This is a genomic window from Eisenbergiella massiliensis, from assembly GCF_003435485.1.
In genome coordinates this window covers 19,613-40,569 of the sequence record NZ_QVLV01000015.1, presented here as the reverse complement: position 1 = coordinate 40,569, position 20,957 = coordinate 19,613, and the positions used below count along the sequence as shown (strand labels likewise).

At 50.7% G+C, this 20,957-nt stretch carries 16 protein-coding genes; 14 read left to right on the top strand and 2 right to left on the bottom strand.

Annotated elements, in window-relative coordinates:
• Window positions 1-20: 20 nt before the first annotated feature.
• The 10 genes from DXC51_RS19165 to DXC51_RS19120 all read left to right on the top strand — a co-directional run bounded on the left by DXC51_RS19165 (window position 21) and on the right by DXC51_RS19120 (window position 10,512).
• Window positions 21-1,580, top strand: coding sequence for a response regulator transcription factor (locus tag DXC51_RS19165; protein WP_021638585.1), 1,560 nt, complete (start codon window positions 21-23; stop codon window positions 1,578-1,580).
• On the top strand, window positions 1,577-3,385 hold the full coding sequence (locus DXC51_RS19160) for a sensor histidine kinase (protein ID WP_021638586.1): 1,809 nt from the start codon (window positions 1,577-1,579) through the stop codon (window positions 3,383-3,385). Before DXC51_RS19165 ends, DXC51_RS19160 begins: the two co-directional genes overlap by 4 nt.
• Before the next feature lie 18 nt (window positions 3,386-3,403).
• The gene (locus DXC51_RS19155; protein ID WP_117545188.1) at window positions 3,404-4,867 is read left to right on the top strand and encodes a sulfatase family protein; all 1,464 of its coding nucleotides are present in this window, start codon (window positions 3,404-3,406) and stop codon (window positions 4,865-4,867) included.
• 212 nt (window positions 4,868-5,079) lie between these two features.
• Entirely contained in the window at window positions 5,080-5,280 is a 201-nt protein-coding gene (locus DXC51_RS19150) for a FeoB-associated Cys-rich membrane protein (protein ID WP_021638589.1), read from the top strand.
• 5 nt (window positions 5,281-5,285) lie between these two features.
• Window positions 5,286-5,747, top strand: coding sequence for a transcriptional repressor (locus DXC51_RS19145; protein ID WP_021638590.1), 462 nt, complete (start codon window positions 5,286-5,288; stop codon window positions 5,745-5,747).
• Window positions 5,748-6,029: 282 nt separating this feature from the next.
• A complete protein-coding gene (locus tag DXC51_RS19140; protein ID WP_021638593.1) occupies window positions 6,030-7,070 on the top strand; it encodes an alcohol dehydrogenase in 1,041 nt (346 codons plus the stop codon).
• A gap of 212 nt (window positions 7,071-7,282) precedes the next feature.
• A complete protein-coding gene (locus tag DXC51_RS19135; RefSeq protein ID WP_025491175.1) occupies window positions 7,283-8,467 on the top strand; it encodes a serine hydrolase domain-containing protein in 1,185 nt (394 codons plus the stop codon).
• A gap of 299 nt (window positions 8,468-8,766) precedes the next feature.
• The gene (locus DXC51_RS19130; protein ID WP_021638596.1) at window positions 8,767-9,096 is read left to right on the top strand and encodes a TIGR04076 family protein; all 330 of its coding nucleotides are present in this window, start codon (window positions 8,767-8,769) and stop codon (window positions 9,094-9,096) included.
• A 437-nt stretch (window positions 9,097-9,533) separates the two neighbouring features.
• Entirely contained in the window at window positions 9,534-10,109 is a 576-nt protein-coding gene (locus DXC51_RS19125; RefSeq protein ID WP_025491176.1) for a GTP pyrophosphokinase, read from the top strand.
• Window positions 10,110-10,254: 145 nt separating this feature from the next.
• A complete protein-coding gene (locus DXC51_RS19120) occupies window positions 10,255-10,512 on the top strand; it encodes an HPr family phosphocarrier protein (RefSeq protein ID WP_025491177.1) in 258 nt (85 codons plus the stop codon).
• A gap of 221 nt (window positions 10,513-10,733) precedes the next feature.
• Here DXC51_RS19120 and DXC51_RS19115 read toward each other — a convergent pair whose 3' ends face one another.
• Window positions 10,734-11,306 (bottom strand): TetR/AcrR family transcriptional regulator, encoded by a 573-nt coding sequence (locus tag DXC51_RS19115; protein WP_021638601.1) that lies wholly within the window; start codon window positions 11,304-11,306, stop codon window positions 10,734-10,736.
• Window positions 11,307-11,593: 287 nt separating this feature from the next.
• Here DXC51_RS19115 and DXC51_RS19110 point away from each other — a divergent pair, with 287 nt between their 5' ends.
• Complete coding sequence (locus DXC51_RS19110) at window positions 11,594-13,672, top strand: efflux RND transporter permease subunit (RefSeq protein WP_117545215.1); 2,079 nt, start codon at window positions 11,594-11,596, stop codon at window positions 13,670-13,672.
• Window positions 13,673-13,775: 103 nt separating this feature from the next.
• Window positions 13,776-16,319: a YhgE/Pip domain-containing protein gene (locus DXC51_RS19105; protein WP_117545187.1), complete on the top strand. Its 2,544-nt coding sequence runs from the start codon at window positions 13,776-13,778 to the stop codon at window positions 16,317-16,319.
• A gap of 184 nt (window positions 16,320-16,503) precedes the next feature.
• On the opposite strand, the gene DXC51_RS19100 is transcribed toward DXC51_RS19105, so the two are convergent.
• Window positions 16,504-17,088, bottom strand: a complete 585-nt coding sequence (locus DXC51_RS19100) for a helix-turn-helix domain-containing protein (protein ID WP_117545186.1) — start codon at window positions 17,086-17,088, stop codon at window positions 16,504-16,506.
• A 516-nt stretch (window positions 17,089-17,604) separates the two neighbouring features.
• Here DXC51_RS19100 and DXC51_RS19095 point away from each other — a divergent pair.
• Together DXC51_RS19095 and DXC51_RS19090 are read left to right on the top strand one after the other, a co-directional pair.
• On the top strand, window positions 17,605-20,133 hold the full coding sequence (locus tag DXC51_RS19095; RefSeq protein WP_025490270.1) for a glycyl radical protein: 2,529 nt from the start codon (window positions 17,605-17,607) through the stop codon (window positions 20,131-20,133).
• 25 nt (window positions 20,134-20,158) lie between these two features.
• Window positions 20,159-20,950 (top strand): glycyl-radical enzyme activating protein, encoded by a 792-nt coding sequence (locus DXC51_RS19090; RefSeq protein WP_021636243.1) that lies wholly within the window; start codon window positions 20,159-20,161, stop codon window positions 20,948-20,950.
• Window positions 20,951-20,957: the final 7 nt, after the last annotated feature.

The window sequence follows — 20,957 nt, the reverse complement described above, 5'->3', positions numbered from 1 at the left end:
GCAGTAAGGGGGGCTTTTTCATGTACAGGGTATTGATTGCGGATGACGAATACTGGGTGGGACGATGGCTGGCAGATGTGCTGGCTAAAAGCCCTTATGACATAAAGCTGGCCGGAATCAGTAAAAACGGCGGAGAAGCGCTGGAAAAACTGAAGTCCGATCAGATCGATATCCTTATCACCGATATCAACATGCCGGTGGCCAGCGGGCTTGCGCTGCTGAAGGAGCTGGAGGAATCGGGCAGGAAAAAGCCGAAAACGATCATTATTTCAGGCTATGATGAATTTGAATATGCCAGGCAGGCCATCGAGCTGGATGTGCTTGCCTATCTGTTAAAGCCGCTGGAGCGGGAAAAGGTCTACGAGGCGGTGGAAAAAGCCATAGGGCTTCTGGAGGAGGAGCAGCGTCAGCGGGAAAGCGAAACAAGCGATTTTGCAGGGACCGTGGAGGTGGTTCTGGCAGAATATCTGAAGAATCCGGAGAGTGATCTCAAGGAAAAGCTGGCGGAGCTTTTTGTGCGCAGAAAGGAAAATCCGGGTTTTTACAGACTGGGCCTGCTTCAGACAGGCCAGCTGGAGCAGTCCGCGCTGAGCCGGGAACCGCTGCGCAGAAAGATGGAGGAGGCCTGTCCGGGAAAACGGATATTCCTGCACCAGAGAGACCGTTTTACCTGGGCAATTCTGATCACGGGAATTGAGCACCCGGAAGGCTTTGCGGTGAATGAGACGGCGCTGGCAAGCATTTTGCACAGATATGAATTCGGCCTGAGCAGGGCGCACGATGATTTTAGCAGGCTGGACTGTGCTGTGGAGGAAGCGAAGCAGGCGCTGATTGGGAATCTGGAGGAGGAAGGGGAGGAGAAGCTGCGCTCCCTGGAGCATATACCTTCCGAGTCGGAGCTGCATGCGGAATTCCTTTCCGCCATACAGACACGGAGCCTGCCGCTGCTGGAGGAATGCTCCCGGCTGAGCGCGGAGCTTTTTGTCAGGCGGGATTATGATCTGACGGGCTGCCTGAATTTTTATTTTGTCCTGACAGGAGATGTGATCAAGCTTCTCAACGACTGCTACGGCAAGGAAAATGATACGGAATATCTGAGCCTTATGGAAGAAGGCTATGAGCTGTCCGTCCGGATTAAGAACCATTACAGCATCCGGTCCATCTGTAAACGGTTTGAGGATTATACCCGGAAGGTGATTTCCTGTCTGAAGGAGGACGAATATCTGGCGGTTTCCGATATTGTGAGAAAGGTATTGCTGCTGATTCGGGAAAAATATGCCCAGGATTTAAGCCTGGGGCAGATTGCGGATGAATACGGCGTGAATCCCAGCTATTTCAGCAAGAAATTCAAGGATGAGACAGGCTGTAATTTCATTGATTACCTTACGGCGGTGCGCATGGAGCAGGCCAGGGCGCTTTTGGAAAATACGGCGCTTCCGGTGGCGGCTGTCAGCAGCAGGGTAGGCTTCAGGGAGGCAAAATATTTCAGCAGGGTTTTTTCTTCCGTTATGGGGATGAAGCCGACGGAGTACCGGGAACGGATGCGCAGAGACGGAACGGGCAGGGAGGTGGAAATGTGAAAAAATGGATTGGCAGCAGGCTGAACAGGAAGCTGTGTCTGTGCTTCCTGATCGTTTCCCTGATTCCGCTCTGCCTTGTTTATTTTTACATCAATTCCAGATATTCCGAAAAGCTGCGGTCGGACGCCGTGGTGCTGAACCAGCTGGCGGAAAAAAATACGGCCATACTGCTGGAGGATTATCTGACAAAGATAGAGTATATTTCCAACCTTTTTTATGATAATGACGTACAGGCCATTGTCAGGGGCGCGGTGGGGCCGCTTGATAATTACAATGCCCGCCAGCTCCTGGAAAAGAAGGTGCGGGTGAATCTGGATCTGTTCCATATCCTGGACGATGTGGATCAGGTCACTTTTCTCAGACACAATGGCGACAACCTGGACATTATGAATTCCAGCGGCTATATGGACGTCATTCCCTTTCAGTATGACGACAGGATTGCCCTCAACCGTTATAAAAACCATGTGCTGGTGCCAATTGAGTCACTGGATTCATCCAGGAGCGGGAAATATGTGTATATCCGCAGGGTGAATGATACCGACCCGCGCAAGGGGACGCTGGGCATACTGTATATCGTATTTGACGGGAATAAATTCGATGAGCTGTTTGCGGAGCTGGGCACCGTCCTGGAAACCCGGATATTGATCCGGGAAGGAGAGAAGGTTCTCTATACCAGCTTTGATGCAAAAAACGGTGAGCTGGAGCAGATGGAAAACACCGCGCAGCTTCTTACGCAGAAGGATCGGATGCCTGGCAGAAAGGGTCTGGTAAAATGGGAATATGGAATCGAAAACCTGGGAATCCACATCGTTTTCTATGATACGCTGGAACGGCTGGAGGAGAATGTAAGGGCGCTCAGCCGCCTGACGGGGACCTTTATCTGGCTGACGGGCATCGTTATTCTGGCAGCCAGCCTGTTTTTTTCCAGAACCATCGTGCGTCCGGTCAAAAGGCTGCGGGAAAGCCTTTTGCAGGTGCGTGAAGGGGATTTCAAGGTGCGGGCGCAGGTGGAAACCCATGACGAGCTGGGGGACATGTGTGTGGCCTTTAATGATATGGCAGGGGAGATTGACCGCCTGATCAATCAGGTTTATACGACACAGCTGAAGGAAAACGAGGCCGCCATCAAGGCGCTGCAGATGCAGATCAACCCTCATTTCCTGTACAATACGCTGGATATGATAAAGAGCATGTCGGAGATTTACGGGGCGTATCAGGTATCCGAGGTAATTGTGGCCCTGTCGGGCATGTTCCGCTATGCTGCCCACAGCCCGGGATTTGGCGTCACCATTGGTGAGGAGCTGCGCAATCTTAAGAATTATATGAAAATCGTAAATGCCCGTTTCGGCGGCGGGATTGACTGTCTGGTGGATGTGCCGGAGGAACTGCTGGAAGAGGAGATCATCAGGGTATGCCTGCAGCCGATTGTGGAAAATGCCATTTCCCATGGACTGGGCAGAGGCGGGAGCGGAGGCTGTATTTCCGTGAAAATCCGCCGCCGTGAGGATATTATTTTTGCCGAGGTAGAAGATGATGGCGTGGGAATGGAGCCGGCCAGGCTGGAAGAGGTGAGGCGGAAGCTGGCGGAGCCTCCCGGAGGCCGCGACGGCGCGGAAAACGGGAACGTGGGGCTGAAAAATATCCATGACCGGCTTAGATTGTATTACGGAGAGGAGTACGGCATTACCATTGAAAGCATCCTGGGAGAGGGGACGCGTGTCATGCTTTCCTACCCCTGCGGATTTTCCGGTAAGGACAGGCCGCAGGAATTAATACAGGCTGCAGATGAAAGACAGCGAATATAGAAAAGAATAAGGAGAAGGATGATGAAAAAAAGACCGAATATTTTGTTCCTGATGACCGACGAGCAGCGTTATGATGCGGTGGGGTATGTAAATCCGCAGGTCCTGACGCCTCATCTGGATGCGATGGCAAGGGAGAGCGTATGCTTTCTGAACGCTTATACCGCCAATCCGTCCTGCATTCCGGCCAGGGCGGCTATTTTTACGGGGAGATACCCTTCCCAGTGCGGCGTGCCGGGCTATATGAGTTTCCTGCCGGAAAAGGAAACCACTTTTATGAAGCTTCTGAGGGACGGGGGCTATTATACGGCGGTTATCGGTAAGCAGCATTTCTGGAAATCCAAAATAGAGAAGGGATACGATTATGAGGATATCGTGGATGAGCATTTTCCGCCAGAGGTAATCAGCGATAAGATAACTGAGGGCTATTTCGGACAGCCTGCAAATAAAACGGTGTCCGACCGGGTGTCAAGCTATGTAACCTATCTGATGGAAAATGGATTTACGGAAGGGAGCCAGCTTTACCGCCAGATTAATGATAAGGGTATTTATGAGTTCTTTGCGGATGAAAAATACCATGTGGATTCCTATATCGGCACCAGGGGTAAGCAGTGGCTGGAAAAGGAAGCTCCGGCGGATCGCCCCTGGTTCCTGACGCTTTCCTTCCCGGGGCCGCATATGCCCTTTGACGGCATCGGACTGCCGGATGCGGAAGGATATCATGAGGAGGAAATGGAGCTTCCGGATACCAATATCAGGGATATTTTTAATAAACCGCCCCATTATCTGGACATCGCGAAAAAGTTCGGACAGCTGGATCTGAAAAACCATACTTCGCCGGACGGGCTGACGGCGGAGGATATCCGTTTGATGAAAAAGGCCTATTACGCTAAAATGACGCTGATTGACAGAAAAATCGGAGAAGTGCTGGATACGCTGAAAAAACGCGGCATGTATGAGGATACCCTGATTCTGTTCACCTCGGATCACGGGGAATACATGGGCGATTTCGGTGTGGCTACCAAGGCTCAGTACTGTTCGGAGGCGCTGATGAGAGTCCCGTTCCTGCTCAAGCCGCCTGTTGCGGATTTTAAGGGGTATCCGGAAGATTCCTTTATCAGCTCTGTGGAAATCGCAGCTACCTTCCTGACGGCGGCAGGCCTGCCGGTGCCGGAAAATATTTCGCCCCGCAGCCTGACCCAGTTCTATCAGGGGGACGGAAAGGAGCTGTGGGAGGATATCTATATGGAAGCCAGGGATATCCGTGCCATACGGGACAGCCATTATAAGCTGATTTACTATCAGAACAGGGATTATGGGGAATTTTATGATCTGTCCAATGACCCTCACGAAAAATATAATCTCTGGGACGATCCGGGCGTACAGAAGGAAAAAGCCCGGCTGATGTGCCGCCTGGCGGATCATATGATAGGCCTGGGAGAGAACAGCAGACAGGTATGGAATATCGGCGCACCGCAGATCTGACGTATTCCTGTGTAAGAGAAGTTTGCCCCGCATAATGAAAGCTGGCCGCCGGGCTGAATTATTTGGAGCCCTTTTTGAAAACCCATGTAGAATGTTTATACCCATTGAAACTCCATGAAGAATGTTCTTGACAAAGGATTTAAGTTAGCCTATACTAACTTTAAGATGGTAATTGAGAACCATTCTCAACAGAAAAAAAGGAGATGGAACATATGACATTCCTTATTAATAATATGGGAACCATAATAACAGCGCTTATCCTTATCATAGCGGTTGCGCTGGTAATCCGCGTGATGATCCGGGATAAGAAGGCGGGAAAGGGCTGCTGCGGTGGCTGCAGCGGCTGTGCACATTCCTGTTCCTGCCATGGCAGTGTAAATCAGAATAAGGCAAAACAGGGCAGACAGGAGTAGAACGGATGATACAGACAAAACATAATAACAGTCAATATAAGAAGAAAACAGGCCGCCGTGAGAGAATTCTGGAGGAGCTGAAAAGAAACGGCTTCCGCGTTACCAATCAGAGGAAGCTGCTGATCGATATTATTCTCTCTGATGAATGTTCTTGCTGTAAGGAAATTTATTATAAGGCAGTGCATGAGGATCCTTCCATCGGCATCGCCACCGTGTACCGCATGGTAAAGACGCTGGAAGACATCGGCGCCATTGACAGGAAGAACCTGTACCGCATTTCCTGCGGGGAAAACTGTGAATTTCAGGATAGCTGCGTCCTGGTACTGAAGAACAAGGAAAAGGTGACGCTGTCCATGGAGGATTTCAGGGAGGCGGTAAATGAGGTCCTGAGAAGAAAGGGCTACAGGGAAGATGAAAAGGTGGAGACGGTGATTTTAAACAGCCTCAGCCTTGCGGAAGGCATATGAACCGGCCGGAAAAAATAATATGGTAACAGTGAAAACGGTCTGCGGATTTTATTCCGCAGGCCGTTTTCAAGGTGGAAATCATCGGATATCGGTGATAGAATGAAGGCATAGCTGACATCAGTCCTGATAAATACGTCCTATGACAGCGGCTGGGCTGATGGCCTGCTTCATGCTTTTGATTTTATATGGCAAGGATAAGCGTTGTGCGGCCAGGCTGCCGGTGTCTGGGCAGGAAAAGCCGGCAGGGCTGTCTGAGGTAAGGAAGAAAGGAAGATAAGAAAAATGAAGGCGGTTGTATATAAAGAAAAAGGGGTTTTCAGCCTGGAGGAGCGCCCTCGTCCGTCGCTCCGGGATCCGAAGGACGCCATTGTGAAAATCACACTGTGTTCCATCTGCTCCAGCGATATCCATATCAAGCATGGGAGCGTGCCCAGGGCGGTGCCGGGAACCATCGTGGGACATGAAATGGTGGGCGAAGTGGTGGAAACAGGTCCTGCCGTAACGAAATGCAGGCCCGGGGACAGAGTGGCTGTCAATGTGGAAACCTTCTGCGGAGAGTGTTTTTTCTGTCAAAGGGGCTTCGTCAATAACTGTACAGATGAACACGGCGGCTGGGCGCTGGGCTGCCGGATTGACGGAGGACAGGCGGAGTACGTGAGAGTGCCCTTTGCGGACAACGGGCTGAATCTGATTCCGGAGGGTGTAAGCGACGAACAGGCGCTGTTTACCGGCGATATCCTTTCTACCGGATACTGGGCGGCCCAAATCAGCGAGATCAAAAAGGGAGATACGGTGCTCGTGCTGGGAGCCGGCCCTACCGGCCTTTGCACGCTGATGTGCGCGGCTCTGTATGAGCCGGGGGCAATTATCTGTGCGGACATCAGCGAAGAGCGTCTGGAGCTGGCCGGAAGCCGGAAGCTTGCGGACCGGGTAATCAATCCCCTGAAGGAGGATACAGTGGAAGCGGTGCGCGTCATGACGGGGGGCAGGGGCGCTGACGTGGTGATAGAAGCAGCCGGCGGTGAAGATACCTTCCGTATGGCATGGGAGGCCGCAAGGCCTAATGGGACGGTATGCGTTGTGGCGATGTACGAAGAGGCGCAGCAGCTGCCCCTGCCGGATATGTACGGAAAGAACCTGACCTTTAAAACCGGTGGCGTGGATGCCAATGCCTGTGATGAAATCCTGCGCCTGATTGCGGAGGGACGCCTTGATACCACCTGTCTGATAACCCATAGATTTACGCTGGATCAGGTGATGGAGGCATATGATATATTTGAGAATAAGAAAGAGCATGTGATGAAAATTGCAGTGAAGCCATAAAACTGCCGCGTCGTGCGGACAGTGTTGCGGACGGTGTGTTTTGCGGAATCCTGTTCCGTAGGAGCGGCGCTGGCAGAAATCTGACTGGGACATATGCAGTAATCCGGAGCGGGATTTTTTATGGGTGTACATAAGACAGGTCTTTTCTTTATGCCTGTTTTGTGAGAAAATAGGACAGAAATAAATTGATATAAGGGGAAGGATGCAGAGAAATGAAAGCAGAATTGATGAATCGGATGCAGGAGATACTGGAAGAGGCTGTTGCGGCGAAGGAACTGGCGGGTGGAAGCCTGCTCGTCAGACAGCATGGAGAGGAGCTTTGCTATCTGCAGGCCGGTATGGCGGATCGGGAAAAGGGAGAGGCCGTCCGCAGGGATCATATTTACAGGCTGTATTCCATGAGCAAGCCTGTTACGGCGGCAGCAGCCATGGTGCTGTTTGAGAGGGGACAGCTGGATCTGGCGGAGCCGGTTTCCAGATATCTTCCAGAATTTTCCGGACAGCTGGTGGAGGAGAACGGAAGGCTGGTGCCTGCGGTCAGGGAGGTCACGGTAAAGGATTTGCTGGGCATGACCTCAGGACTGATGTATAACGGAAATCCGGGGCTGACAGGAGCGTATGTCACCGAGCTGTTCCGTCAGGTGGATGAAAGGCTTCTTACAGATCAGGCGATGACTACGGCGGAGATAGCAGGGGCGCTGGGCAAAGGCCCGCTGGCGTTTCAGCCCGGAAGCTCCTGGCTGTACGGAACCTCGGCGGATGTGCTGGGCGCGGTGGTGGAAGCGGCTGCCGGCATGACCTTCGGGGAATTTCTGAAGAAGAATATCTTTGAACCGTTGGAAATGAAAGATACCGGCTTCTTCGTGCCGGAGGAAAAAAGAGATCGCCTGGCTGCAGCTTACCGCCTGAATGCTGCGGGAGAGCTGGAAAGATATACACAGAACCATCTTGGAATCATCAATGCCATGGACAGGCAGCCTGCCTTTGAATCGGGCGGTGCGGGCCTTGTTTCCACCATTGACGACTACGCCCGGTTTGCCCAGATGCTTTTAAACGAAGGGGAGCTGGACGGAAGAAGGATTCTGCAGCCTGCCACCGTGCGCTTTATGACGGCAGGGCAGCTCACTCAGGTACAGAGGGAAGCGTTCGGAAGGAATTTTGCCAACATGCCCGGCTTCAGCTATGGAAACCTGATGCGTGTGATGGTAGATCCCGGACAGTCGGCAACACTGAACCATGTGGGAGAATATGGCTGGGACGGCTGGCTGGGCTGCTATTTTGCCAACGATCCGGCGGCGGGCATGACCATGCTGTTCATGATGCAGAAAACGGATGCGGGACTTACTTCGGTGGTACGCAGAATGAGGAACCTGATGATAAGCAGTCTGGAGGACTGACACAATCGCAAACAGAGGAGAAAATGGCCGGGGAAGGTAAAGAAACCTTCTTCGGTCTTTTTCAACGTAACTTTTGGAAGAGCAAGCACAGGAGTGAGGCACACTTCCTAAAAATAAGTTGTTCAGAAAACTCCCAAACCCACATTGTTTTTGGCATAAGGCTATTTATTTTTATAAGAAATAAAATGGGAAGCCGGTAAAAGATATGATACAATTGTTTTAAGCAAAATTTGTGTAGGCCACTCAAAAAATAACAGGGAATTTATAACGAAGAAAATTTATATAATAGGGGGTTAACTATGCAAAAATGGGTTACCGAGGATTGGGGATTTGAATTAACAGTTACCGAAGGAAAAGCCGGGCATTGCAGACTTGGGTTAGAAAAAGGGGATAAGTTTATCTTTTCGTATGAATGCCCTGCCGGGATGTGCCCAAAAACAATGGCACAGTTATACACATGGTGCGAGGTTATCAGATGTGGCGGCGACTTTACATACAGAGGCTTAAAGGAAAAGTATGAAATGGATATCCCGTGCGCTGACGGATGTATCAAATTCCATCTCAAAGCCATGCCCATAAACAGAGATGAGAACGGAAAACCAAAGCCAAATAAACCAAGACCGGAATAAAAAGGAGTGTTTATGGGGAATGAAGTTTGTGGTAAGAATGTCCTGTGCAATATAATTTTGGATAGTCAGCAAAACATGGTAAGGGATCGATATTACTATCCTCCAAAATGCAATATCCATGCGTTTTTTAGTTTGTTAAGTAGTCCTGATACACAAAAAAACTAATTTTTATACCTTTACATCCTTTATACATCATATTTACAGCCGGGCGGTAGTACATATCAATAAGAGTTGTTAAAATCAGATAGCCCGTTACAGGCAACGGGCTATCTGACCCTCGCGGCAGCCGCCCAATATCCATGCAGGCATGGCTTCCTGGCTCGTTGCCCGCGGAAATAAATAGATGCAGCCGCCGGAAAATGCGGCAATGAAAGGAGAAGTCAGCTACGGAAATCGGGAAGGAACAAAGTCTGAACAGATTTACCGGCGACGAATTTATGGTGAAAAGCAGATGCGTTATCAGCATGCTGCTCGCCAAGCTGGATATCATCAATGCGGAGCTGAGCATGAAGTACGACAGGAATATTATTGTGCAGACCTCCGGGCGCATTAAGGCACCGGAGAGCATCCGTGCAAAGCTGCGCAAAAAAGGATATGAAGAAACCTATGACATGGCCCAGGAAAAAATCAACGATATTGTGGGTGTCCGTGCCGTATGCTCCTTTATGGATGATTTATATCTTGTGGCAAAAGCGCTGGAGCAGCACCGGGATGTGCGTACAGTGAAGGTAAAGGACTATCTGCAGGAGCCAAAGAGATCCGGCTACCGCAGCCTTCACCTTATTGTGGAGGTGCCCATTTATTTTCAGGGGGAGGAGCTGTGGAGAAGGGCGGAAATACAGCTGCGCACGGCGGCCATGGATTTCTGGGCGGGACTGGACCACCAGCTGATTTATAAACGGGGATTGAAAGAAGCGAAGCTGATCGGCCAGGAATTGTATGAATACGCACAGATTGTGGAGGAACTGGATCAGAAAATGGTGGAGCTGCGGGACAGAATCGCGGCTATCTGACAAAAATGCACAATACAACTTTGAGAGTGTAAGAAAAATGTAAAAATAAACAAAAAATTGACGATGGACAGCAGTGATGCTTGTACAATGTGCATGCATATGATATAATGTTTGTGTAACAAGGGGCATTATGGAGGGCATTCTAATGAGGGAATTTGATTACACTGTAAAGTCAATTGTTGGGCTGCACCCGCGTGTGGCTGGAGTATTGATGCATCTCGTGAGAGATTTTGAGAGCGACATCATACTCACGAATGGGGATAAGGGCGGCAACCTGAAGAAGCTGCTCGGCATCCTCCATATGAATATCCAGTATGGAGACCGGCTTCACTTACAGATTTCCGGGGAGGATGAAGAAGTGGCGTGCCAGGAAATGCAGGCATTTATGGCGCAGAACCTATGACGGTCAGGCCGCCTTTCATGGTTCTCTGCCAGTGTAATACGCCGGCAGAAGCCCGGGAAAGAGAAGCAGCAGCCGGATGCAGTGCCTGTTTGAAGCAGGCGGCTGTCGGTTTAAGAAAGGCTTACTGCCCTGGACGCAGATATGGATTATCTGCCCGGGCAGGAAGCTTTTTGTCTTTTTACGGGAAAACGGTATTCTGCCGGAGAGAGGCTGGTTCCTTTTCAAAAAATGGGAGTGACAAGGCCCCGTTTAATCATGTCGCCTGCCAGTGCCGCAATCTGCTTCGGGGGCTCCGGCGCATCCTTATTCAGCCAGGCTTCAATCAGGCCGATGCAGCCCGATACGAGGAAGGAATAGTAGTAATCAAAGGCCTGTGAGGGTTGGCTGCTCCGGTTCCATACCTGGAGAATACGTTCCTTGACCAGACCCTTCATACGGTTGATGAAAGCCAGATCGCCATGGGCGCCCATGAGTACCTGGCCGGCCTGCATATTTTCATAAAGGAATGAAAATACGTCTTCCAGGACGCTGTAGAGACTGTCCTCCTGTATGGCGGTGAAATCCCGGTTCAGGATTTCGCTGAACTGGCAGAACAACTCGTCCTCCACGGAGTCCAGCATGTCGTAAACGTCCCTGTAATGCAGGTAAAAGGTGCCCCGGTTGATATCCGCAAGATCGGAAAGCTCCTTTACGGAAATATCCTTGACCTCTTTTTCCTTCATAAGCGTCAGCAGGACCTCTGTCAGCCGCGCTTTTGTTTTCCGGACCCGGCGGTCAACCTTTTCCATTTTCATAAAACCCCTCCTTTTCCCAAAACCATGCCCACAGGCGCAAATCTTAAAAGATTATAAAAAATTAACACAAAATGCGAAAGTGTTCATTATCAAACACGAAGAAAAACACTGACTATTGAATTTATCCCCTTAAATTACTATAATTTCTTTTAATAAGAAAATCAACAGCTGTTGATTAATAAAATAGAGTTGAATAAAAAAGAAGCTGAAGGAAGAGCGCTTCCGGCGGCCTGATTTGTATATCGCTTAAATACATGCCCGCCAACGCGGGCAGATGGGAGCAAAAAATGGAACGGTATACCCAATTCCTGCTGAGACATAAAAAACTGATTATCGGTGTATTCGTTTTAGGAGCCCTCCTGTGTGCCGTCCTTTCCGGCCTGGTGGGGGTAAATTATGATTTCGCAGATTACCTGCCCGATAAGTCCGCCTCCACCAGGGCGCTGGAGGTCATGGAGGACGAATACAGCCAGTCCGTCCCGAATATGCGCGTGCTTGTTTATGATGTTACCATTCCCCAGGCGCTGGCTGTCAAGGCACAAATCGCCGCTGTAGACGGCGTGGAGGAAATCAACTGGCTGGATGATGCCGCAGATATTTATGAGCCTCTTGAAACAGTGGAGCAAAAGATTACAGACGACTGGTACAAGGACGGAAACGCCCTGTTCAGCGTTACCGTGGATGAAGCGAAGGGAGAAAGCGTAATCCCTGCGGTAAGGCAGATTATCGGCGGGGAAAACTGTATGGAGGGCTCGGCAGTGACCTCCGTGCTTGCGCCTGTGAACACCTCCAGGGAGGTACAGCAGATCATGCTGCTGGCCGTCCCCATCATTTTTCTGATACTCATACTGACGACGGATTCCTGGTTTGAGCCGGTGCTGTTTATGATTACCATAGGCGTGGCTATTCTGCTGAACCGGGGAACCAATCTGATGTTCGGCACCATTTCCTTTGTGACAAACGCTGCCGGAAGTGTGCTGCAGCTGGCGGTGTCCATGGATTATTCCATCTTCCTTCTGCACCGTTTTGCTGAAAACCGGAGCGGCGGCCTGCCGGTGGAGAAGGCCATGACGGAAGCGGTACAGCAGTCCGTGGGAAGCATCCTTTCCAGCGGGCTTACCACAGTTACAGGCTTCCTGGCCCTGGTGCTCATGCGGTTTAAAATCGGGCCGGATATGGGCTGGGTGATGTCCAAGGCCATCGCCTTCAGCCTGCTGAGCGTGCTCTGTTTTCTGCCCGCCCTGGCGATTGTCACCTACCGTCTGATAGACAGGACACAGCACCGCAGCTTTGTGCCGAAGTTTGATAAATTTGCCGCGGTTGTCATGAAAATACGTTTTCCTGTGCTGGCGCTGATTGTGCTGCTGCTTCCCGCCTCTTTCCTGGGACAGCAGAACAACGACTTTTTTTACGGCGGAAGCGAGGTGTACAGCACGGAGGCTACGCAGATGGGAAGGGATATGCAGGCCATCAACAGCATGTACGGCCCCTCCAATCCGGTGGTGCTTATGGTTCCCAAAGGGGATATGGAGAAGGAAATCTCCATGAATGAGGAACTGAAAAAGCTGGACTACGTAACCAGCGTGGTTTCCTACGTGAATTCGGTGGGTAATACAATCCCGGATTCATTCCTTCCCACAGAAACGGTATCCAAGCTGTACTCGGCCCATTACAGCCGGTTTGTCATCACGCTGGAGGCGGCGGAAAAGGATGCGGACTGGTATGAAAAAATAAATGACATCCGCAACATCGGTGAGAAATATTATGGAGATAAAATACAATATGCAGGGAATCTGGTAAGCACGGAGGATCTGAAAACAACCATTACCCAGGATAATGCAAGAGTGAACTTCCTGGCCATTGCCTTTGTTTTCCTTATTCTGCTCGTGAATTTCAAGTCCCTGACCCTGCCGGTAATCCTGACCCTGGTGATTGAATCCTCTATCTGGATTAATCTGGGAATCCCGTATTTTCAGGGGCAGACCCTGTTCTATATAGGATATCTGATCATCAGCACGGTACAGCTGGGGGCGACCATTGACTATGCCATCCTGTTTTCCGACAGATATATGGAATTCCGCAGGGTAATGCCCGGGAAGGAAGCCGCAAGGGAAACGTTGCGTGTCTGCACGGTTTCCATACTGACCTCGGCGGCGGTGCTGACGCTGGCCGGGGTAATCCTGGGAAAGGTTTCCACCAACGGCGTTTTAAGCCAGTTGGGAATCCTGATCGGACGGGGGGCGGCTCTGTCGTTTGTGCTGGTTATTTTCGTATTGCCTACGTTGCTGCTCCTGTTTGACGGCGTTATCAGGAAAACAACGCTGCACTGCAGATTTTACAGGGCTGAGCCTGAAAAGAAGGATTGAGCGGAAGGAACGAAAGAAAGTATCGCAGCTGCGCGCCGGGGGACTGCCTGCTGCGCAAAGCAGCTGGAAAGAATGTGCGCCGGGCGCACAGATAGGAGTGTATATGAGAAAAAAACAGCATGGCATGGCCGTAAAAATTACAGCATATATCCTGTCGGCGGCAATGGTGCTTGGCAGCGGTATTTCTGCGTCGGCAGCGGTTCCGAATACACAGAAGGATGAAAATGTGTATGCAAATCTTAACCAGGACGGAAGCGTGGACGGTATATATGTGGTTAACGCTTACCTTCTGGATAAGGAAACGGATATTGTGGATTACGGAAAATACGATTCGGTTAAAAACCTTACCACGGATGCGGAAATTAATAAAAAAGGGGATACCATTACCACCGCAGCGCCGGAAGGAAAATTTTTCTATCAGGGGAATCTGAAGACAAAGGAGCTTCCCTGGGAGATTTCTATTCATTATTATCTGGATGGTAAGGGAATGGACGCCGATGAGCTGGCCGGACAGAACGGCTCTCTTAAAATTACCATTCACATCGGGAAAAACGATCAGGTGGAGGAAGACTTTTTTGAGAATTACCTTCTTCAGGCGACCGTGACCATGGATATGGATAAATGCAGCCGTCTGCAGGCCGCCGGGGCAACTGTGGGCAATGTGGGAGCTTCCAAGCAGCTGGTGTACAATATTATGGCGGGACAGGAAAAAGATATTGTAATTACGGCGGATGTGCTGGATTTCACCATGGATCCCATCAGCTTTCAGGGTGTACCCATGTCCTTTGATCTGGACAGAGACAGTCTCTCCATGGACAGCCTCACCGAGAAAACGGGGGATATCAAGGACGCGGCGGATGAATTCTCCGATGGTGCAGCCGAGCTGTATGACGGCGCGGGCGCGTTAAAAGACGGCGCTTCAGATCTGCATGATGGGGCAAACAGCCTGAAGGAGGGCATTGAAAGCTATTCCGATGGCGCTCATTCCCTGGGGGATGGCATTGATACACTGAAGGACGGAACTGATGATCTGTCCGATGGAGCCACCCAGCTGTCCGACGGTATCAGTTCCCTGAAGGAGGGCGTGGATAAGCTGGCCGGAGGCTACAGCGGCGACGAAGGCGCGGCGGCCGGGGCGAAGAAGCTGGCGGAGGGCGCGGATAAGCTGAAGAGCGGCGCAGGGCAGCTGAGCGAAGGGATCAGTACCTTTGTCGGGATGATTGGGAGCATGGGAAATACAACGGAGCTGGACAGCCAGGGACAGATGCTTATTGATAAGCTGCTTCCGTTTATGATAAAAATCAATCCTGACTATCAACTGAAGGAGGGCACGGTAGAAGAACAGATAAAGCAGTTATCAGGCGACATGGATAAAATGGTGGAAGATTTACTCAAGCGGCTTGAAGCGATGGGCAGCCCGGATAACACGGAAAAAGAAAGCAAAGTACCGCAGAGTGGTGTTTCGGAAAATACGGTACTGAAGGAGGAAAATCCGGAAGCGGAATCTGCCGGGGAGACTGAGGAAACTGCAGAAGAAACAGAAGCAGGGGAAAACGGTGGGATGCAGGAATCTCAGGAAACTCAGGAAACGCAGGAATCTCAGGAAAATGAAAATAGTACGGTGACAGAAAGCGCAGAATCACAGAAGGAGACGCAGACGTCAGAGGAACAAACCGGGACTGACAGCGCGGAGGCAGTTTCAGAGGAAGAAGTGCAGAAGCAAAGTGAAACGGAAAAGCCGAAGGTGACCGAAAAGGTACAGGAAACAACTATAAGTGGTGGCGGGCAAAGAGAAGAAACGATTGAGGACATTAGATATGAAAAAAGATACAGCGCATATTCTCTTGTTTCATTAAATTACAGGAACGGATATCCTTTGCGGAATACAGGAAATGTGATTAGAACAGCGTCTTATACAGATAATCTGAGTTCACAGAGTATTACTGAAATAATTTCTGATTTATTAAAGGCAAGATTAGGTATGGCACAGCTTCTGGGCGCATACCAGGTAATGGATACTCTAAATGAGAAGCTCAATAATCCGACCACAAAAGAACAACTGGGCCAGCTTACCGCAGGCTCCTCCGCTCTGGCGGACGGCGTGGCTGCCCTGGCAGACGGTGCCAAGGCTCTTTCTGACGGCATCGGCCAGCTCGCGGACGGCACCAGCCAGCTGCAGTCGGGAGTGACCGAATTGAATGATGGCGGAAAAGAGCTTGCGGATGGCACCAGGGATCTGGCGGATGGCGTATCAGGCCTGGCGGACGGTGCAAAGGAGCTGACCGATGCTGCCGATGATCTGAAAGACGGGACCAGCCAGCTTGCGGACGGTACAGGAGATTTTCTCACCGGCACGCAGGATCTGGCGGATGGTGTAAAGGATCTGAAGGAAGGGACGGATGAGTTCAAGGATAAAACCTCAGATATTGATACACAGATTGATGATGAAATAGACAAAGTGGTGAATGATTTTGCAGGAAGCGATTTTACGCCATTATCCTTTGTTTCCGATAAAAATACGAACATCGGCCTGGTACAGTTCGTGATGAAAACAGAAGGCATCAAACTGCCTGAGAAAGAGAAAGCGGAGACTGTAGAAGAGCCGCTTACCTTCTGGCAGAGGCTGGTGAAGCTGTTTAAAAAGTAATGAAAAGACGAGGAAGAGTTTGATAAGTTTTCCGTGAAAAGTGCTCGTTCCGGAAATGAATTCATGCGTATGGCTTTGCGTTATGCACTGGAGCATTTGGAATTTGTACCGGAAAGTGATGAAGCGTAAAAAATTATCAGGATTGCTGGAAAAGAACGGGGCGACGCATCATGCGCCGCCCCGTTCAGAGTTTCCTTTTCATCAAACCGTGTTTATTGCAGTAAAGATACAGGAGCCCATGTCCCCTCAGCCGGAAGCGTCCTTCCGCATTCTGTTCCGGATACAGCTTCAGAAGCTCCAGCTTATTTGAAGTCACCCAGGCCAGGAAGGAGATGTGATGTGCTTTTGACATCTCATGCGCAACGGTAACAAAGGACTCATCCTCCACCTGTTCGATTAAGAAACTGTGTGCATCGTCCGTTTCCTCCGCCTCTTGTGCAGGCAGTGTAATGCCGCAGCAGCTTACCACGCATTTTCCCAGCGTATGAATGACATTGCCGCAAACGGGACATACATAAAAAACACTGCGAAGCATATTCCCCATTTTGTTCTGATTGGTCACATAATCCCCGCTCAATAGCTCTGCGACAGAAATATCCAGCGCTGCAGCCAGAGGCTCCAGGAGGCTGATATCGGGATAGCCTTTGCCTGTTTCCCATTTTGAGATGGTTTTGTCACTGACACCCAGAGTCTGCGCAAGACTTTTCTGGGTGATTTTTTTCTTTTCCCGGAGTTCACGGATTGCATTTCCGGTAATATAATGATCCATTTTTTTATCCTTTCAGCTGTACTTTACAGCACGATATATTTTGGAAGTGCCGACTTCCCTGTAAATCAAGGATAATGGATGACAGGATGGAATGCAACCTACGCTTCGTAGAGAATATATCAGAAAAGAAACACTATTACTGTTTACGGCTGGCTACAGGCTCTCCGGCCCTGCATTCAGGATAAACGCAACAGCGCAGGTACTTGCTCAGCTGCTCCCTGATACGCCTTTTATCTGCACTCTATAAGAAATATATTTGAACTGTTGCAAAAAAACAACAGTGCTGACAAATAAAACAACAAAAAAACACGGCTGAATATGCGGCATTTATTGACATTTCCCCTGGAAAGAACTATACTGAATCTGGAAAACCACAAAAATAAGGCGAAATATATGCCGAAAACAACATAAAACAACGATACACAGTAGATACAGTGCCTTTCGGAGCAGGAACCTCCTATATGTACAGCATGTACAGCCCCTGCCCCGGAAGAGAAATATGGAGGGAAAGCAGGGATGAGCAGTAAATTCAACAACAATCCTACGGCCAAGTCGGAACGCATTACCAGACTGGTTGAAAATCTGTACCGCAACATGCCGGAAATCGAACCGGCCAGGGCGGTGCTGCTGACGGAAAGCTACAAGGAAACGGAAGGGGAGCCGATTATCATGCGCAGGGCCAAAGCCTTCGCGCACATTCTGGCCAATATCCCCATTACCATTAGGGATGAGGAACTGATCGTGGGAAGCTCCACGCTGGCGCCCAGAGGCTGCCAGACCTTTCCCGAATTTTCCTATGAATGGCTGGAAGCGGAATTCGATACAATAGAAAAAAGAAGCGCCGATCCCTTCTACATTTCAGAAGAAACGAAGAAGCAGCTGGCAGAGGTACATAAATACTGGAAGGGAAAAACCACCAGTGAACTGGCGCTTTCCTATATGGCGCCCGAAGCCGCCAGGGCGATTGAACATAATATTTTTACGCCGGGCAACTATTTTTATAATGGCGTGGGACATGTTACCGTGCAGTATGACAAGGTGCTGGAAATCGGTCTGGAAGGCATTATCAGGGAAGCGGCCGCCGAATTGGCAGGCTGCAGTGTGGGAGACGGAGATTATGCCAGAAGGCACTGCTTCCTGGAGGCTGTGATCATGAGCTGTGCAGCCGTAATCGGTTACGCGGGCCGTTATGCGGCGCTTGCCGCGAAAGAGGCGCAGGAGTGTACGGATGCGGAAAGAAAGCAGGAGCTTTTACAGATAGCATCTAATTGTGAGAGGGTTCCCGCAAAAGGGGCGCGCAGCTTCCAGGAAGCCTGCCAGAGCTTCTGGTTCATCCAGCAGCTTTTACAGATGGAATCCAGCGGACACTCCATTTCTCCGGGACGCTTTGACCAGTACATGTATCCTTATTATAAAAAGGATTTGGACGAAGGCAGGATTACCAGGGATCAGGCTCAGGAACTGGTTGACTGCATCTGGGTGAAGCTGAATGACCTGAACAAGGCCAGAGACGCGGCCAGCGCAGAAGGCTTTGCGGGCTACAGCCTGTTCCAGAACCTGATTGTGGGAGGCCAGGATGAAGACGGCCGGGATGTGACCAACGATCTTTCCTTCCTGTGCATCTGGGCATCCGCCCATGTGTTCCTTCCCCAGCCGTCCCTGTCCGTCAGGGTTTGGAACTGCACGCCCCATGAGCTTCTTGTGGAGGCAGCCAGGCTGACAAGAACCGGAATCGGGCTTCCGGCCTACTATAATGACGAAGTGATCATCCCTTCCCTGATGAACCGGGGACTGACTCTGGAGGATGCCAGGACCTACAACATCATCGGCTGCGTGGAACCGCAGAAGGCGGGAAAAACAGAAGGCTGGCATGATGCGGCGTTCTTTAACATGTGCCGTCCGCTGGAGCTTGTTTTCTCCAACGGCAGGGACAAGGGAGAGCAGGTTGGCCTGCAGACCGGGGCCGTGGAGGATATGACCACCTTCGATCAGTTCTTTGACGCCTATAAGAAACAGATGGAGTACTGTATCAGCCTGCTGGTAAACGCGGACAATGCCATTGATACAGCCCATGCGGACCGCTGTCCGCTGCCGTTCCTTTCCAGTATGGTGGACGACTGCCTGAAGCGTGGAAAAACAGTACAGGAGGGCGGCGCTGTTTATAATTTCACAGGCCCCCAGGGCTTTGGGATTGCCAATGTGGCGGACTCCCTGTTTGCCATAAGAAAGCTGGTATTTGAAGAAAATAAGGTGACGCTTGCGGAATACAAGAGAGCGCTTGCCCTGAATTTTGGAAAGGGCTTTGACTCCATCACCGTTTCGGAGATGACCGGTGAAATTATCAAAGAGCTGCAGAAAGCGGGACAGAAGCCCAGCGAGGCTCAGGTCGCAGGCATTGTGAAGGGCATCGTGGACACTCAGCTTTCCGACAAAGACAGACAGCTGTGCGAAAAACTGTATGATATGATCGAAGAGGTTCCCAAATTCGGCAATGATCTGGAAGAGGTGGACTTGTTTGCCAGGGAAGTGGCTTATACCTACACCAGACCTTTACAGAATTACCGCAACCCCAGAGGCGGCACCTTCCAGGCGGGTCTGTATCCTGTATCCGCCAATGTGCCTCTGGGAGCGCAGACCGGCGCTACGCCCGATGGACGTCTGGCCCATACCCCGGTGGCGGATGGTGTTTCCCCAACCGCGGGCAAGGATGTGAACGGGCCGACGGCTACGGCCAATTCCGTTTCCAAGCTGGATCACGGCATTGCCTCCAACGGAACGCTCCTTAACCAGAAATTCCACCCCTCCGCCCTCAGCGGCGATGAAGGACTGAATAATTTCGTGGCTCTCATCCGTTCCTATTTTGACCAGAAGGGCAGCCATATGCAGTTCAATGTGGTGGATAAAAATACCCTGATTGACGCACAGAAGCACCCGGAGAATTACAAGCATCTGGTCGTGCGTGTGGCGGGCTACAGCGCCCTGTTTACTACGCTGTCACGCTCCCTTCAGGATGATATTATCCGCAGGACGGAGCAGGGCTTCTGAGAAAAGAAGAAAAGAGGAATAAACGATGGACTACCTGGACACAACAGGCCGGATTTTTGACATACAAAGATATTCCATCCATGACGGCAGGGGAATCCGCACCATTGTATTTTTAAAAGGCTGTGTACTGCGGTGCCGGTGGTGCTGCAATCCGGAATCCCAGGAATATGCGGTGCAGACCATGATGGTACAGGGTAAACCGAAAATCATCGGCGAAGATGTAACTGTCCGTCAGGTCATGGAAACCGTGGTAAAGGACCGGCCGTACTACAGACGTTCCGGCGGCGGCCTCACGCTTTCCGGCGGAGAAAGCCTCTGCCAGGCGGAATTTGCAGCGGCGCTGCTTCGGGCGGCCAAGGAAGAGGGAATCAACACAGCGATGGAAAGCATGGCCTGCGCTCCCATGGAAACCATAGAAAAGCTTTTGCCCTGGCTGGATCAGTATCTGATGGATATCAAGCATATCAACAGTGCAAAGCATAAGGAGTTTACCGGCAAGGGGAACGAACTGATGCTGGAAAACGCCAGGAAGGTGGCGCAGAGCGGCAAAACAGAGCTGATTATCCGCGTCCCCGTAATTCCCACCTTTAATGATACGGAGAGGGAAATTGAGGAAATCGCCCGGTTTTCAGATGCGCTTCCCGGCGTGAAGCGCATCCATCTCCTGCCTTACCACAGGCTGGGACAGGATAAATATGACGGACTGAACCGGGAATATCTCATGAAGGATATCCTGCCTCCCACCAATGAGCATATGGCGCAGCTGAAACGCACGGTGGAGCGTGTAAGCAGCCTGGAATGCCATATCGGCGGATGACGGAAGG